This is a genomic window from Xinfangfangia pollutisoli (assembly GCF_020179405.1).
Classification (GTDB): domain Bacteria; phylum Pseudomonadota; class Alphaproteobacteria; order Rhodobacterales; family Rhodobacteraceae; genus Pseudogemmobacter; species Pseudogemmobacter pollutisoli.
The window spans coordinates 42724-56744 of sequence record NZ_JAICBZ010000006.1; the positions used below are offsets into that span (position 1 = coordinate 42724).

12 protein-coding genes are annotated in these 14021 nt (G+C 67.4%); 3 read left to right on the forward strand and 9 right to left on the reverse strand.

The window, feature by feature from the left end:
• Positions 1–86: 86 nt before the first annotated feature.
• Together K1Y73_RS04220 and pcaD are read left to right on the forward strand one after the other, a co-directional pair.
• Positions 87–938 carry a helix-turn-helix domain-containing protein gene (locus tag K1Y73_RS04220; RefSeq protein ID WP_225026710.1) on the forward strand — a complete coding sequence of 284 codons (852 nt, stop codon included), beginning with the start codon at positions 87–89 and terminating at the stop codon, positions 936–938.
• A gap of 236 nt (positions 939–1174) precedes the next feature.
• Positions 1175–1954, forward strand: coding sequence for a 3-oxoadipate enol-lactonase (pcaD, locus tag K1Y73_RS04225; RefSeq protein ID WP_225026711.1), 780 nt, complete (start codon positions 1175–1177; stop codon positions 1952–1954).
• A 37-nt stretch (positions 1955–1991) separates the two neighbouring features.
• On the opposite strand, the gene K1Y73_RS04230 is transcribed toward pcaD, so the two are convergent.
• The 3 genes from K1Y73_RS04230 to K1Y73_RS04240 are packed head-to-tail and all read right to left on the reverse strand — an operon-like array spanning position 1992 to position 5678.
• Positions 1992–3437, reverse strand: a complete 1446-nt coding sequence (locus K1Y73_RS04230) for an aldehyde dehydrogenase (protein ID WP_225026712.1) — start codon at positions 3435–3437, stop codon at positions 1992–1994.
• Positions 3438–3450: 13 nt separating this feature from the next.
• On the reverse strand, positions 3451–4236 hold the full coding sequence (locus K1Y73_RS04235; protein ID WP_225026713.1) for a coniferyl-alcohol dehydrogenase: 786 nt from the start codon (positions 4234–4236) through the stop codon (positions 3451–3453).
• Positions 4233–5678, reverse strand: a complete 1446-nt coding sequence (locus K1Y73_RS04240) for an aldehyde dehydrogenase family protein (RefSeq protein ID WP_225026714.1) — start codon at positions 5676–5678, stop codon at positions 4233–4235. The genes K1Y73_RS04235 and K1Y73_RS04240 overlap by 4 nt, the downstream gene beginning before the upstream one ends.
• Positions 5679–5870: 192 nt before the next feature.
• Between K1Y73_RS04240 and K1Y73_RS04245 the strand changes: the two genes are divergently transcribed.
• Positions 5871–6773: an AraC family transcriptional regulator gene (locus K1Y73_RS04245; protein ID WP_225026715.1), complete on the forward strand. Its 903-nt coding sequence runs from the start codon at positions 5871–5873 to the stop codon at positions 6771–6773.
• 123 nt (positions 6774–6896) lie between these two features.
• On the opposite strand, the gene K1Y73_RS04250 is transcribed toward K1Y73_RS04245, so the two are convergent.
• The 6 genes from K1Y73_RS04250 to K1Y73_RS04275 all read right to left on the reverse strand — a co-directional run bounded on the left by K1Y73_RS04250 (position 6897) and on the right by K1Y73_RS04275 (position 14015).
• Positions 6897–7712, reverse strand: coding sequence for a methylenetetrahydrofolate reductase (locus K1Y73_RS04250; protein ID WP_225026716.1), 816 nt, complete (start codon positions 7710–7712; stop codon positions 6897–6899).
• Positions 7713–7881: 169 nt separating this feature from the next.
• On the reverse strand, positions 7882–8982 hold the full coding sequence (locus tag K1Y73_RS04255) for a PLP-dependent cysteine synthase family protein (RefSeq protein WP_225026718.1): 1101 nt from the start codon (positions 8980–8982) through the stop codon (positions 7882–7884).
• Positions 8983–8995: 13 nt separating this feature from the next.
• Positions 8996–10168, reverse strand: coding sequence for a M20 aminoacylase family protein (locus K1Y73_RS04260; RefSeq protein WP_225026720.1), 1173 nt, complete (start codon positions 10166–10168; stop codon positions 8996–8998).
• Positions 10169–10219: 51 nt separating this feature from the next.
• Entirely contained in the window at positions 10220–11527 is a 1308-nt protein-coding gene (locus tag K1Y73_RS04265) for an NAD(P)/FAD-dependent oxidoreductase (RefSeq protein ID WP_225026721.1), read from the reverse strand.
• Positions 11524–13167, reverse strand: a complete 1644-nt coding sequence (locus tag K1Y73_RS04270) for an ABC transporter ATP-binding protein (protein ID WP_225026722.1) — start codon at positions 13165–13167, stop codon at positions 11524–11526. The genes K1Y73_RS04265 and K1Y73_RS04270 overlap by 4 nt, the downstream gene beginning before the upstream one ends.
• Entirely contained in the window at positions 13164–14015 is an 852-nt protein-coding gene (locus K1Y73_RS04275) for an ABC transporter permease (RefSeq protein WP_225026723.1), read from the reverse strand. Before K1Y73_RS04275 ends, K1Y73_RS04270 begins: the two co-directional genes overlap by 4 nt.
• Between the last annotated feature and the right edge of the window lie 6 nt (positions 14016–14021).

Sequence of the window (14021 nt, forward strand, 5' to 3'; positions counted from 1 at the left end):
GATCCTCCCGAAACGTCGCGCAGGTATGCGCGATGCACAGGCGGGGGCGAATGGACCCATCGGCCAATCAATGGTACTTTTGAGACATGGATATTCGCGCGGCCATCCCTCTGTTCGACCTTTACGGCGAGAACCGCGCCTTCCCCGATATCCTGCATTGCGAGACGGTGAATGACCGCGCCGCGCTGCATGACTGGCAGATCGACATTCACCGTCATGCCGGGCTGCATCAGCTGTTCCTGCTGACCTCGGGCGAGGCGGTTCTCAGCGCCGACGGGGTGGACCGCCCGTTGCAGCTTCCGGTTCTGGTCTCGATGCCGCATCTGACCGTGCATGGATTCCGCTTTGCCAAAGGCACCGCGGGCATGGTGGTGACGATCCCGATGGCCGAGCTGCCGCAGGTCTTTGGCCCGGACAGCCCGCTTGCCACCGCGCTTGCCGCCTGGGCCGTTCTACCCGCGCCCGTGGCGGAGGCCGCGCAGGTCGCGGCGCTGGCGGCCGAGCATCGCGGATTGGCGCAGGGCCGGGCGCTGATGCTGCAGGCGATGGCGCAGCAGCTTTTGACCACGGTTGCGCGGCGGATCAGCGCGGCCGCGCCCGTGCCGCCGCGCCCCTATGCGAAACGCATGGCGGCGTTTGACGCGCTGATCACCCGCCACTTGCGCGACCACTGGCGGGTCAGCGATTACGCAGCGGCGCTTGGCATGACCTCGACGCATCTGAACCGGGTGACCCGCGCCGAGACCGGCGCCTCTGCCGCGCGGTATGTGGAGCGGCACCTCTTGCAAGAGGCGCGGCGGATGCTGGCCTATACGCGCGAACCCGTCGGCGCGATTTCCTGGCATCTGGGATACGAGGATGCGGCCTATTTCTCGCGCAGCTTTCGCCGCCAGGCGGGGGAATCGCCGCTGGCCTATCGGGCGCGGTTTCAGGCCTAGCGGGGCCGCACGGGCCGCGCAGGGTCACCCGGCGCCGCAGGACAGTGTCGATCCCCGCATGCCCCCTTGGCCGGCCCGCCATCCCGCCTTTTCCCGCAGGAACACCGGGCGGATTCGTGCGATAGGCGAACAAAGTCTTCATATCGCACAAGCGGCTTTACCGTCGCCCCGGCTCTGCCTATCCCGGGTAGATGGCTGGCCCAGGGCATCGCCATCGTAACGGAAAGGACCTGATCATGCCTGCTCTCACCCGCCCCTGGGGCGCGATGCATTACCGGATCGACGGGGCGGAAACCGGGCCGGCGGTGGTCTTCGCCAATTCGCTTGGCACCGATCTGCACCTTTGGGACGATGTGGTGGCACGCCTGCCCGGCATCCGCGCGATCCGCTTCGACAAGCGGGGCCACGGGCTTTCCGATCTTGGCGGCGCGGTCACGGTTGAAGCCTATGCCGATGACGTCGCAGCACTGATCGAAACGCTTGGCCTGGGGCCGGTGGTGTTTGTCGGTCTTTCCATCGGCGGCATGATCGGCCAGGCGCTGGCCGCCCGGCGGCCCGACCTTGTGCGCGGCCTGGTGCTTTCCAACACCGCGCCGAAAATGGGCACGGCCGAGGCCTGGACCGCGCGCGTCGACGCAATCGGCAAAGGCGGGATCGAGGCGATTGCGGAGGCGGTGATGGAACGCTGGTTCGCCCCCGTCTACCGCGCGAAACCCGATCTGGCGGTCTGGCGCAATATGCTGACCCGCACCCCGGTTGAGGGCTATATCCAGGCCTGCCACGCGCTTGCCGCGGCGGATCTGACGGCCACGACCGCAGTGCTGGCGCTTCCGGTTCTGGTGATCGGCGGCGCCGAAGATGGCGCCTCGCCGCCCGATCTGGTGGGCGCGATGGCCAGGCAGATCAAGGGCGCGGATTTTCACATCCTGACCGCGACCGGGCATATCCCGCCGGTCGAGGCCACCGCGGAAATGGCGGCGCTTCTGCAGGATTTCATCGCAAGACACGCCGGATAATCGGAAAAGGGCGGCCCCGGAAGGCCGCCCTTCGTGCTTAGAACGGGTAATGCTGGTTCGGGTCTTCGATGGTCAGCCAGCGCAGATCGGTGAACTCGGACACACCCGCCATGCCGCCGAAACGACCGTAGCCCGAGGCCTTCACGCCCCCGAAGGGCATCTGCGGCTCGTCGCCCACGGTCGGGCCGTTGATATGGCAGATCCCGGTTTCCAGACGGTTCGCCACCGCCATCGCCTTCTGGATATCGCGCGAGAACACCGCCGAGGACAGGCCATAGTCGCTGTCATTGGCGACGCGGATCGCCTCTTCCTCGCCCTTGACGCGGATGATCGGCTTCACCGGGCCAAAGCTTTCCTCCGAATACATGCGCATCTCGGGCGTGACGTGGTCGATCAGGGTCGCCGCCACGATCGCGCCGTCGCGGGTGCCGCCCGCGATCAGCTTGCCGCCCTTGGCGACGGCATCGGCGATCAGCTCTTCCATCTTGTCGCCCGCGCCGGGGGTGCAGAGACCGCCCAGAACCACATGTTCGCGCGGGTTGCCGGCGGGCAGTTTCGACGCCCGCGCCGCCAGATGCGCGGCGAAGTCATCGGCGATGCTGTCATCGACGATCAGCCGCTCGGTCGACATGCAGATCTGGCCCTGGTTCATGAAGCAGCCAAAGATCGCCGCATTCACCGCAGCATCGATATCGGCATCCGCCAGCACGACGAAGGGCGCCTTGCCGCCAAGTTCCAGGATCGCGGGCTTCAGCTCTTCACCCGCCAGGCGGCCGATGATCCGGCCTACCTTGGTCGAGCCGGTGAAGTTCACATGCCGCACCTCGGGCGCGCGGATCAGCGCCTCGACCACCGCGCCTGCATCTTCCGGCGCGTTCGAGATCACATTGACCACACCTGCCGGGAAGCCCGCCTCGGTGAAACAATCGCCGATGAGACGATGGGTCGCGGGGCACAGCTCGGAGGATTTCAGGATCACGGTATTGCCGCAGGCCACCGCCATCGCAACCGCACGGGTCGCAAGGATCACCGGCGCATTCCAGGGCGCGATGCCGACGCAAACCCCCTTGGGGCGGTGAACGGCCATCGCCAGCGTGCCCGGCTTGTTCGAGGGGATCACCGTGCCACCAAGCTGGGTCACGACCGCGGCCGCCTCGCGCAGGATATTCGCGGCAAGGCCCACGTTGAAGCCGATCCAGGGCCCCGTCGCGCCGGTTTCCGCAATCGCGGCGGCGATGAAATCGGGGGCCTTGGCATCCATGATGTCCGCCGCGCGGTTCAGCAGCTTGCGCCGTTCCCCGACCAGCGTCTGCGACCAGCTGGCAAAGGCGGCATGGGCCGCCGCCACGGTGGTCTTCACGTCCTCAAGGCTGGCGGCGGGTGCGGTGCTGGCAACTTCGCCCGTCACCGGGTCTTTGCGCTGAAAGACGCGGCCATCGCTGGCGGGATGGTCGGCACCATTGATCAAATGGCTGATTTTCATGACTTCTCTCCGTTCAAAGTCCAAGTGTTTCGATATTGACCGCGGCTTCCAGCCCGCCATCGGTCGGGATATTCGCGCCATTCACCCACCGCGCCGCATCCGAGCAGAGGAACAGGATCACCGGCGCGATATCGCCTGCGGTGCCGGCACGGCCGACACGGGTGATGTCGGCATTCACACGCGCATCGCCCAAAGTGTCGCGGAACTGGGTCAGGATCGGGGTGGTCACCGGGCCGGGCGAGACCGCGTTCACGCGGATGCCCCGGTCGCGAAACAGCGGATCCCGCGCGGCAAGCTGGTTCCAGACCAGAAGCACCTCTTTCGAGATCGGATAGCCCGCCTCTTCGGGCAGTTGATACGCCGCCACCAGCGCCGCCGCATCAAAGCCCTTGCTTCGGGCCATGCCCGTCGCGCGCGCGGTATTCGCGCGCCAGCCATAGCCCGCGATCGAGGCCACGTTCACGATCGCGCCGCCCTCGCGCATCTTCGGCGCGGTGCCTTCCGACAGCGCGCGCAGGCCAAGGAAGTTCACCGCCAGCGTATGCGCGACCCCGGTCTGGCCCGAGACGCCCGCCACATTGCACAGCGCGTCAATGCCGCCGGGCAGCGCATCCAGGATCGCCTGCACGCCCTCGGCTGTGCCAAGATCGCCCGAAAGGAACGCGCCAAAGACCTGATCGGGACGGGCGCGGTCAATGCCGATCACTTCGGCGCCAAGCTGCAGCGCCAGTTCCGCCGTGCGCCGTCCGATGCCGCTTGCGACCCCGGTCACCACGATTGTCTTGCCGAAAAGCATCATGTTGTCTCTCCATTCCCCTCGCGGGCTTCCTCGCCGAAGCCCGGACGCGGCCCGGACGGCCCGAGCGAGATCCAGCGGGTTTCGGTAAATTCATCCAGGGCGGCGCGGCCACCAAAGCGGCCATAGCCGCTGTCTTTCACGCCGCCGAAGGGCATGTCGGCCCGGTCGCTCAGCGTGGTGGCGTTGATATGGCAGATCCCGGCATCGATCTGGCGCGCGATGCGCATGGCGCGGTCGAGGTCGCGGGAAAACACCGCGGAAGACAGCCCATAGGCGGTGTCATTGGCGATGAACACGGCCTCGGCGTCCGATACCGCACGGCAGATCGTGGCGATCGGGCCAAAGCATTCCTCGTGATAGACCGCCATGCCGGGGGTGACATGGTCGATCACGGTTGCATCCATGAAAACGCCATTGGCCGCGCCGCCGGCCAGGATGCGCGCGCCGCGCCGTTCGGCGTCGCCGACCAGATCTGAAAGCCTGCGCGCCACTTGCGGGCTGACGATGGGGCCGAGCGGCCATTTCCCGCTGCGCGGATCGCCCGCGCGCAGGCGCTGCGCCTTGGCGGCCAGAAGGGCCGCGAAGCGATCTGCCACCGGCTCGACCACGATGATCCGGTCGGTTGCCATGCAGACCTGGCCCTGGTTCATGAAGGCGCCGAAGGCGGCCTCTTCGGCGGCAAGGTCCAGATCGGCGTCTTCCAGCACCAGGAAGGGCGCCTTGCCGCCCAGCTCCAGCAGGCAGCGTTTCAGATGCCGGGCGGCGGTTTCGGCGATCAACCGGCCGACGCGCGTCGATCCGGTGAAGTTCACCCGCCGCACGGCCTCATGCGCGATCAGCGCCTCGACCACCTCGCCCGCCGTTTCGGGGGGGTGGGTGACGATGTTCAGCACGCCCTCGGGCAGGCCCGCCTCGGTCAGGATCTGGCCGATCAGAAGATGGGTGGCGGGCGAAAGTTCCGACGCCTTCAGCACCACCGTATTCCCCAGCGCCAGCGCGGTTGCGACGGCGCGGGAGGCCAGCACCAGCGGCGCGTTCCAGGGCGCAATCGCCAGACAGACGCCCACCGCTTCGCGAAAGGCGAAGGCGCGCATGTCCTGCGTCACATGGCCAAAGGCCTGGGTCGTCAGCGCGGCGGCCTCTTCCAGATGGTCGCTTGCGAGGCGCATGTTCATCCTGATCCAGGCCCGGGGCGCCCCGATCTCGGCCATCATCAAGGGCGCGATGCGATGCTCGCTGTCGCGCAGGATTTCGGCGGCCCGCATCAGGATGCGGCGACGTTCGGCCGGGGCGGTGGCGGACCAGGCGGCAAAGGCGCGGGCGGCGGTGTTGACGGCGCGTGTGGCATCTGCCGCCGTGCAGGCGGGGGCGCTGGACGCGGTGCTGCCCAGTATCGGGTCGATACGGTCGAAACACGCGGCCTCGTCTTGCAGAAACGTCATGCAAGATGGCCGGGTTCCAGCGCTGTTGGCCATGATCCTCTCCCTCGCTTCGCGCGGAACTGGCCCCTCCAGACCAGCGGGCAGCGGCCCGCAGATGTCCTGCGCTAAGACAGGTTCAGGAATCAGGATTTTGCGCCCGGATTGAATATCAAAATCTTGCCAAAGAGTATCTGTTTCTGGCAAATCGTCCCGATGAGCGCCATTCCCTTTCCTGCCGCGCCCCCTGGCCTGCCGGCCCCGGTGGGGGTGGAGGTGATCCAGCCGATGCTGCGCGGGGGGGCGCGCCGGATCGACCCGCCCGAGGGCGAAAGCCAGACCGTGGTCGTGATCCTGGCATCCGGTCAGCTGCGGCTGGGCGAAGAGGGCGAAGACCTGACCGCGCCGCTTGTGCAGCTGGTGCAGAAGACGTCACGCGTGCAGCTTGTCTTCGGGCCCGGGTCCGAGGGCTATCTGCTGGTGATCCCGCAGGCGGCCAGCGCCGAGATTGCCGGGCGCTCGGCCGAAGGGCCGGCCTTGCAGGATCTTCTGTCCTCAAGCCGCCTGATCCGCCCCGCCCAGGACACAATGGCCGAAAGCTACATGATCCCCGCCGCCCGGATCGAAGCCGAGGTGCGGGCGTCGCGGCCCGGATCCCATATCGCGGTGATCGCCTGGCTGCGCCTTTTGCTGGTCAACCTCTGGCGCGAAGCCCCGCTGGACCGGCCCGAGGGTGCGGGGATCAGCGGCGAGGCCGAAGTCATCCGCGCCTTTCGCACGCTTGTGGAGCTGCATTTCCGCCACCATCTGGGCGTGGCCGAGTATGCGCGGCTGCTTGGCGTCGGCTATGACCGGCTGCATGGGATCTGTCGGCGAAAGCTTGGCCGGTCGCCCTTGCAGCTGATCCACCAGCGCCTGCTGCGCGAGGCCGTCCTGCGGATCGAGCGCACGGACGAGCCTGTGGCCGCCATCGCCTGGGCCTGCGGTTTCAGCGAACCCCATAATTTCAGCCGGTTCTTCCGCCGCGCCATGGGGGTCTCGCCGCTGCATCATCGCGCCGGGCTGCAGACCCAGGCCCAGCCGCAGGCGCCCGAACGCGGCTATGCCGACTGGCCGTGACAGGGGGCGCCCGGCGGGCCCGAGGCGACAGGCGGGGATCTGCAATCTTGCGAAGACCGTCGGAAGCATACAGTCCTGTCCAATGTCGATGGCCCCGAACCTTGGGATGGCTCGCCCCCCGGGTCAGGACAGGCCGCGCCAGCCCTGCGCCCAGCCTGCCGCCATGCCGATGCCGCCAAACGGATAGAGATGGGCGTCGATCCGCCCGGGGGCGATCTGTGCAAGCGCCGTGTCCAGCGCCGTCAGAAACGGCTCTGGCGCGGCGATGGCGTCACGGTCATCGGGCATCGCATAGCGGGCGCAGATCTCTGCATCCGCCTTGGTGCCAAACATCCGCGCATAGGACAGCAGCCGCTTTGCCGGGGCGGGCGCGTTCACGCCCAGCCGCACCAGGGTGTCGATCCCGCGTGCGCGCAGATCGGCCAGCCAGGCCGCAATCGCCAGGGGATCCAGCACGAATTGCGTGGTGATCTCGAAGGAGATCCCCGCTTCGTCAAGAAAGCGCCGCTTCCAGTCCAGGGCCGCCCACAGGGCGGGGGGTGCGATGGCCGGGTGACCTTCCGGATAGGCGACGATCCCGACCGTCTTGATGCCGAACCGGCCAAGAATGCCGCTGTTCATCAGCGCCATCGCGTTCTGGTAGGGCCCTTGCGGGCGTTCAGGATCGCCGCCGACGATCAGAAAGCGCTCGGGTGCGGCGGCGTTCTGATAGTCGGAAATCAGTTGGGACGCATCGGCCTCGGACAGAAGGCGGCGCGCGGAAAGGATCGGCACCGGCTGAAAGCCGCAGGCGCGGATCACCCGGGCGGCATTGACCCGTTGCGCATGGGTTTCGTTGCCGAGGAAGGCGATGTTGATCTGGGTGCCCGGCGGGATCAGCGCCTGCGCCGCTTCGATCTGGCGCACGGCCTTGCCGGTGATTTCCAAGGTGTATCCCATGGGGCTTCCTGGCTGATGACGGGGCCTTTCCCGTGCTGATATCCATACGGTGTTGGACTATGTATGCGCATGAAACGGCAGAGGTCTGCGAAGTTTCGCCGCGTGCAGCCGCCTCACCGTCGGTCCCTAAGTCGCCTGCGCGGGGCCAGACACCCCGCGCAGGCCGCGGTCAGTCGATCAGGCGCTCGATCATCTGACGCCAGGGCGCGATGTCGATCTTTTGCTCGGCCAGCCAGTCGGGATTGTAATAGGTCGCCGAATACCGCTCGCCGCTGTCGCAGATCAGCGACACCAGCGATCCCTTGCGCCCTTCGCGCATCATGGCCGAGGCGATGCAGCACAGGCCGAAGAAGTTCGTCCCGGTCGACCCGCCGACGCGGCGATACAGCCGCTCGCTCAGCACATGCATTGCGGCGATCGACGCCGCATCGGGCACCACCATCATATGGTCGATCACCCCGGGCACGAAGGACGGCTCGACCCGCGGGCGGCCGATGCCCTCGATGCGCGATCCCGGCGCGGTGACCTCGCGGTCATTCAGCCGCCAGGCATCGTAGAAGGCCGAGCCTTCGACATCGACCACGCAAAGCCGGGTGCCGAGGTTGCGATAGCGGATGTAACGGCCCAGCGTCGCGGCGGTGCCGCCGGTGCCCGCGCTCATCACCACCCATTCGGGGACGGGGCTTTCCTCATCCTCCATCTGGCGGAAGATGCTGTCGGCGATGTTGTTGTTGCCGCGCCAGTCGGTCGCGCGTTCGGCATAGGTGAACTGGTCGAGGTAATAGCCCTGCGTTTCATCGGCGATTTGCGCGGCGGCGGCATAGACCGCGCCTGCGTGATCGACGAAATGGCTTTCGCCGCCGAAACGGGTGATCTCGTCGACCTTCTGGCGGCTGGTCGATCGCGGCATCACCGCGATGAACCGCAGGCCCAGCAGGCGGGCGAAATAGGCCTCGGAGACGGCGGTCGAACCCGATGAGGCCTCGACCAGCGTCGTGCCCTGGCGGATGCGCCCATTGCAGATGCCGTAAAGGAACAGCGAGCGCGCCAGGCGGTGTTTCAGGCTGCCGGTCGGATGGGTGCTTTCATCCTTGAAATAGACCGAAATCCCCTTCAGCCCGGCGAAATCGGGTTTGACCAGATGGGTATCGGCCGAGCGATGGGCGTCGCCGTTCAGAATGCCGATGGCATGACGCGCCCAGGCGCGTTCATGGCATTCGGGCAAGGGCGGCAACCCGGCATCGAAGCCGAGGGTAAGCAGATCCGACATTTTCTATCCCGTCTCAGGCGTTCAGGGGCAGGCGGCCGCGCAGCAGCGCGCACCAGTACGAGCTGCCCCAGGCAATGGCCTCGTCGTTGAAATCATAGGCCGGATGGTGCAGGCCCGCGCTGTCGCCATTGCCCAGATTGATCATGGCGCCCGGCACTTCGTTCAGCATGAACGAGAAATCCTCGCCCCCCAGCGAGGCCGGCATGTCGCGGGTGACGCGGTCGGGGCCGGCCAGTTTCTCGGCGATCTGCGCCGCGATCTCGGTCTCGGCCGCGTGGTTCACGGTGACGGGGTAATGGCGGGTGTAATTCAGCCGTCCGGTCGCCCCATAGGCCGTGGCGATCGCCGGGATGATCGCCGTCAGCCGCGCCTCGATCAGGTCGCGAACCTCTTCGCGCAGCGTCCGCACGGTGCCGGTCATCCGCAGGGTTTGCGGGATCACGTTGAACGCATCGCCGCCCGAGACCGTGGTGATCGACACGACGGCGCTGTCCATCGGGTCCATATTGCGGGCGGTGACGGTTTGCGCGGCCTGGATCACCGCGGCCAGGACCGGCATCGGGTCAACCGTGGTATGGGGCAGCGCGGCATGACCGCCGACGCCTTCGATCTCGATCTCGATCATGTCGACCGAGCCCATGATCGGCCCCGGCGCGATGGTGAAATGACCCAGCGGCAGACCGGGGCGGTTGTGCATTCCGTAAACCTCGTTCACCGGAAAGCGCTTGAACAGCCCGTCTTCGATCATCGCGCGGGCCCCTGCGCCGCCTTCTTCGGCGGGCTGGAAGATCAGGATCGCGGTGCCGTCGAAATTGCGGTTCTGCGCAAGGCCGATGGCCGCGCCCAGAAGCATCGTCACATGCCCGTCATGGCCGCAGGCATGCATCTTACCCGGCACCTTCGACGCCCATTCCGCGCCCGTGGCCTCATGGATCGGCAGCGCATCCATGTCGGAGCGCAGCCCGATCATCCGGCCCGAGGCGGTCGATTGCCCGCGGATGACGGCGACGACCCCGGTCTTGCCGATACCCTCATGCACCTCGTCAACGCCCGCCTCGCGCAGGGCTTTGGCGATCTGTCCGGCGGTGCGCGGCAGATCATACAGCAGTTCGGGGTTCTGGTGCAGGTCGCGGCGGAATGCCTTCAGCCGGTCCAGGTGGTCCGCGATCCAGTTTTCGACGGGCATATCAGCTCTCCTTGGTCGGTCTTGCGCCCGGCCCCCGGGGGGCCGCGCGCGTCATTTCGGTTCGGTCCGGTCCTTGCGGCGCAGCCAGGCAAGGTAGCCCGGCGCGATCCGCCGCGCGATGGCGTGGAAGGGCAGGGGCCGCGGCTCGGACAGGGGCAGGGCCAGGCTGTCCAGCGCATGGCCCGAGACGGCGCGCGCCATTTCGCGGCCCAGCGAGACCCCAAGCGCCACGCCGCGCCCGTTGCAGCCGATCCAGGTCCAGCCACCGGGGCCAAGGCTGTGGATGCGGGGGAAACGGTCCCAGGTCATGCCAAGATAGCCGCTCCAGACATGGGTCATCTGTTGAACCCCAAGGGCCGGGAAGGCCTCGGCAAGGTTCGCGCTGGCTTTCGCGGCGACACGGCGGGCCACGTCATGACTGCCGATCACCACGCCGCCGGTGATCAGCCGCCCGCGCGCGTCATAGCGGAAAAACCGCAGATCGCCGCGCGTGTCCGATACCGCCTGACGGCCCGGCAGGATGGTCTGGCGCAGGGCTTCGGGCAAGGGCGGCGTCGACATCTGCCAGGACAGGACCGGCACGATGCTGTGCGCCAGCCGCCGCGCCATGCGGGGTACGATCTCTCCGGTATAGGCATTGGTGCAGACCAGCAGATGGCGCGCGCGGACCTTGCGGCCGGTCTGCGCCGTGACGATCCACCCCGCGCCGTCGCGCTGCCAGCCCGTCACGGGCGTTGCCTCATGGATCACCGCACCGTGGCTTTCGGCCGCGCCGGCCAAAGCGCGCGCCAGCGCCAGCGGGTTGATATGCCCGCCCGTGGGGTTCAGCATGCCGCCATACCAGAAATCCGATCCCAGCAGCGCCGAGGTCGCCTCACGGTCCAGAAACTGCGCAGGAAAGCCGAAGCGGCTCCAGGCTTCCACCCGCTTTTGCGACAGCCTGACCCGGCCCGGCGAATGCGCGGGCTGGAACCAGCCGGTCTGTTCGGCCTCGGCCCGCTCCAGGATGCCTTCGCGCCGGGCGATGTCGAACAGCACCGAGGCGCTGTTGCCGATCAGCCGCGCGAAACGCTGGCCCGCCGCGCCGTAGCGGGCGGCGATGGCATCGGGTTCGGCGGCGGTCATGGTGGGGATCACCTGGCCGTTGTTGCGCCCCGATGCGCCCCAGCCAACCGCCATCGCCTCCAGCACCACCACGCGTTGCCCCGCCCGCGCCAGTTCCAGCGCGGCGGAAAGCCCGGTGAAGCCCGCGCCGATGATGACGGTATCGGCGTCGCGATCCGCGTCCAGCGCAGGCGCCAGCGCGCGCGGTGGCGCGGTTTCCGCCCAGAGCGATTTGGGGAAGGTCACGCCGGTCATTTGACAGCCAGCGCTTGCACCGGCGGCTCCCAGTCCCGCCCGGGGATCGAGGCCAGCAGCGACTGCGTATAGGAGTGCTGCGGGTCGGCAAAGACGCGCGAGGTCGGACCCGCCTCGACGATCTCGCCCTTCTGCATCACGATCACCTTGTCGCAAAGCTGCGCCGCGACGCGCAGGTCATGGGTCACGAACAGCAGCGACAGCGACAGCCGGTCGCGCAGATCGGCCAGAAGCCGCAGGACCTGCGCCTGCACCGACACATCCAGCGCCGAGACCGGTTCATCCGCGACGATCACCCGGGGCTCCATCGCAATCGCCCGGGCGATGCCGATGCGCTGACGCTGGCCGCCGGAAAATTCATGCGGGAAACGGTCGGCGGCCGCGGGGGACAGTTCGACAAGGCTCAGAAGTTCGCGGGCGCGGGCATGGGCCTCGGCCTTGGGGGTGCCGTGGACGATGGGGCCCTGCGCGATCAGGTCGATCACGCGCTTGCGCGGGTTCAAGGATGCCATCGGGTCCTGAAAGACCATCTGAATGTCCTTGCGCAGCGCCCGCAGCTCACGCCGGCTGGCGGCGATCAGGTCGCGCCCGTCGATCAGCACCTCGCCGCTGTCCGACTCCAGCAGCCGCGTCACGATCCGCGACACGGTGGTCTTGCCCGAACCGCTTTCGCCGACGACGCCCAGCGTCTCGCCCCGGCGCAGCTGGAAGCTGAGGTCTTTGACCGCCACCACCGGCGCGCGCTTGCCCGACAAAAGCCCGCCGCGCGCGGCAAAGGTCTTGCGCAGGCTTTTGGCCTCCAGCACGACCGGCGCGTCGACAAGCGGCTTTTCCGGCGGCGGCGTCAGCGCGGGCACGGCGGCGATCAGCGCTTTCGTATAGGGGTGCTGCGGTGCGTTCAGGATCTGCGCGGCCGGCCCCTGTTCGACCAATTCGCCCAGGCGCAGCACCGCGATGCGGTCGGCGATCTCGGCCACCACGCCGAAATCATGGGTGATGAACAGGATCCCGGTGCGGTGGACATGCTGTAAATCCTTGATCAGTTTCAGGATCTGCTTCTGTGTCGTCACATCCAGCGCAGTCGTCGGCTCATCCGCGATGATCAGGCGCGGCTTCAGCACCAGCGCCATGGCGATCATCACCCGCTGGCGCTGCCCGCCCGACATCTGATGCGGATAGGCATTATAGGTCGAGGCCGGGTCGGGGATATGCACATCGGCCAGAATCTCCAGCACACGGGCCTTGCGGGCGCGGCGGTCAAGATCGGTGTGCAGGCGCAGGACCTCGTCGATCTGCCAGCCCACGGTCTTTTGCGGGTTCAGCGCCGTCATCGGCTCTTGGAAGATCATCGACAGGCGGTCGCCACGCAGGGCCCGCATCTCGCGCTGGCCGAGCGCGGTGATGTCCTGGCCATCAAGGCGCACCGCGCCCTGCGTCACCCGCACATGGGGTTCGGGCAAAAGGCGCATGACCGCCCCCGCCGCCATCGACTTGCCCGAGCCGGATTCGCCCACAAGGCAGACGATCTCGCCCTCGTTCACCGTCAGCGTCAGATCATCCAGCGCATTCGGGCGGTCGCCCCCTTCGGGCAAAGCGACGCGCAGGTTCTGAATTTCCAGAATCGGTTTTGCGGGGGTCATTTCTTCTGCCTCGGGTTCAGGGCGTCGTTCATGCCTTCGCCCATCAGGCTGAAGGACAGGACGGTCAGCAGGATCACCACGCCGGGGATGACCGCGCAGAACCAGGCGGTGCGCAAGGCGGCGCGGCCCTGGCCGATCATGTTGCCCCAGCTGGCATAGTTCGGATCGCCAAGGTTCAGGAAGGCCAGCGCCGTCTCCATCAGGATCGAGGTGGCCATGACGACCGAGGCGAAGACGATCACCGGGGGCAGGGCGTTGGGCAGGATCTCGCGGAAGATGATCGCGGGCGTGCTGACGCCAAGGTTGCGCGCGGCATCGACGAATTCGCGCTGGCGCAGCGCCATGAACTCGGCCCGGACCATCCGGGCGGGCGCAGTCCAGGAGACAACGCCAATCGCCAGGATGATATTCTCGATGCTGGAGCCGTAGATCGCAACCAGCGTCAGCAACAGGACAAAGCTTGGGATGGTCTGGAAGGCATCGGTCACGCGCATCAGCACGTCATCGACCCAGCCGCCGAAATAGCCCGCGACCGCGCCGATCACCACGCCGATGGCAATCGAGATGACGGTGGCAACCACGCCCACCATCAGCGTGACGCGCGCGCCATGGACGATCCCGGCAAGGATCGAGCGGCCCAGCTGATCGGTGCCAAGCGGGTTCGCGGCCTCGGTAAAGGGCCAGACCAGCGGCATGCCGGTGCGCGACAGCGGATCGCCGGGCGCGATGACATCGGCAAGCAGCGCCATCAGCACCACAGCGACGAACAGGATCAGCCCAAGCACCGCCGCGCGGTTGCGGCGAAAGCGGCGCCACAGCACGGTCGCGCGCGACACCTGCGGGGCCATGGGGGC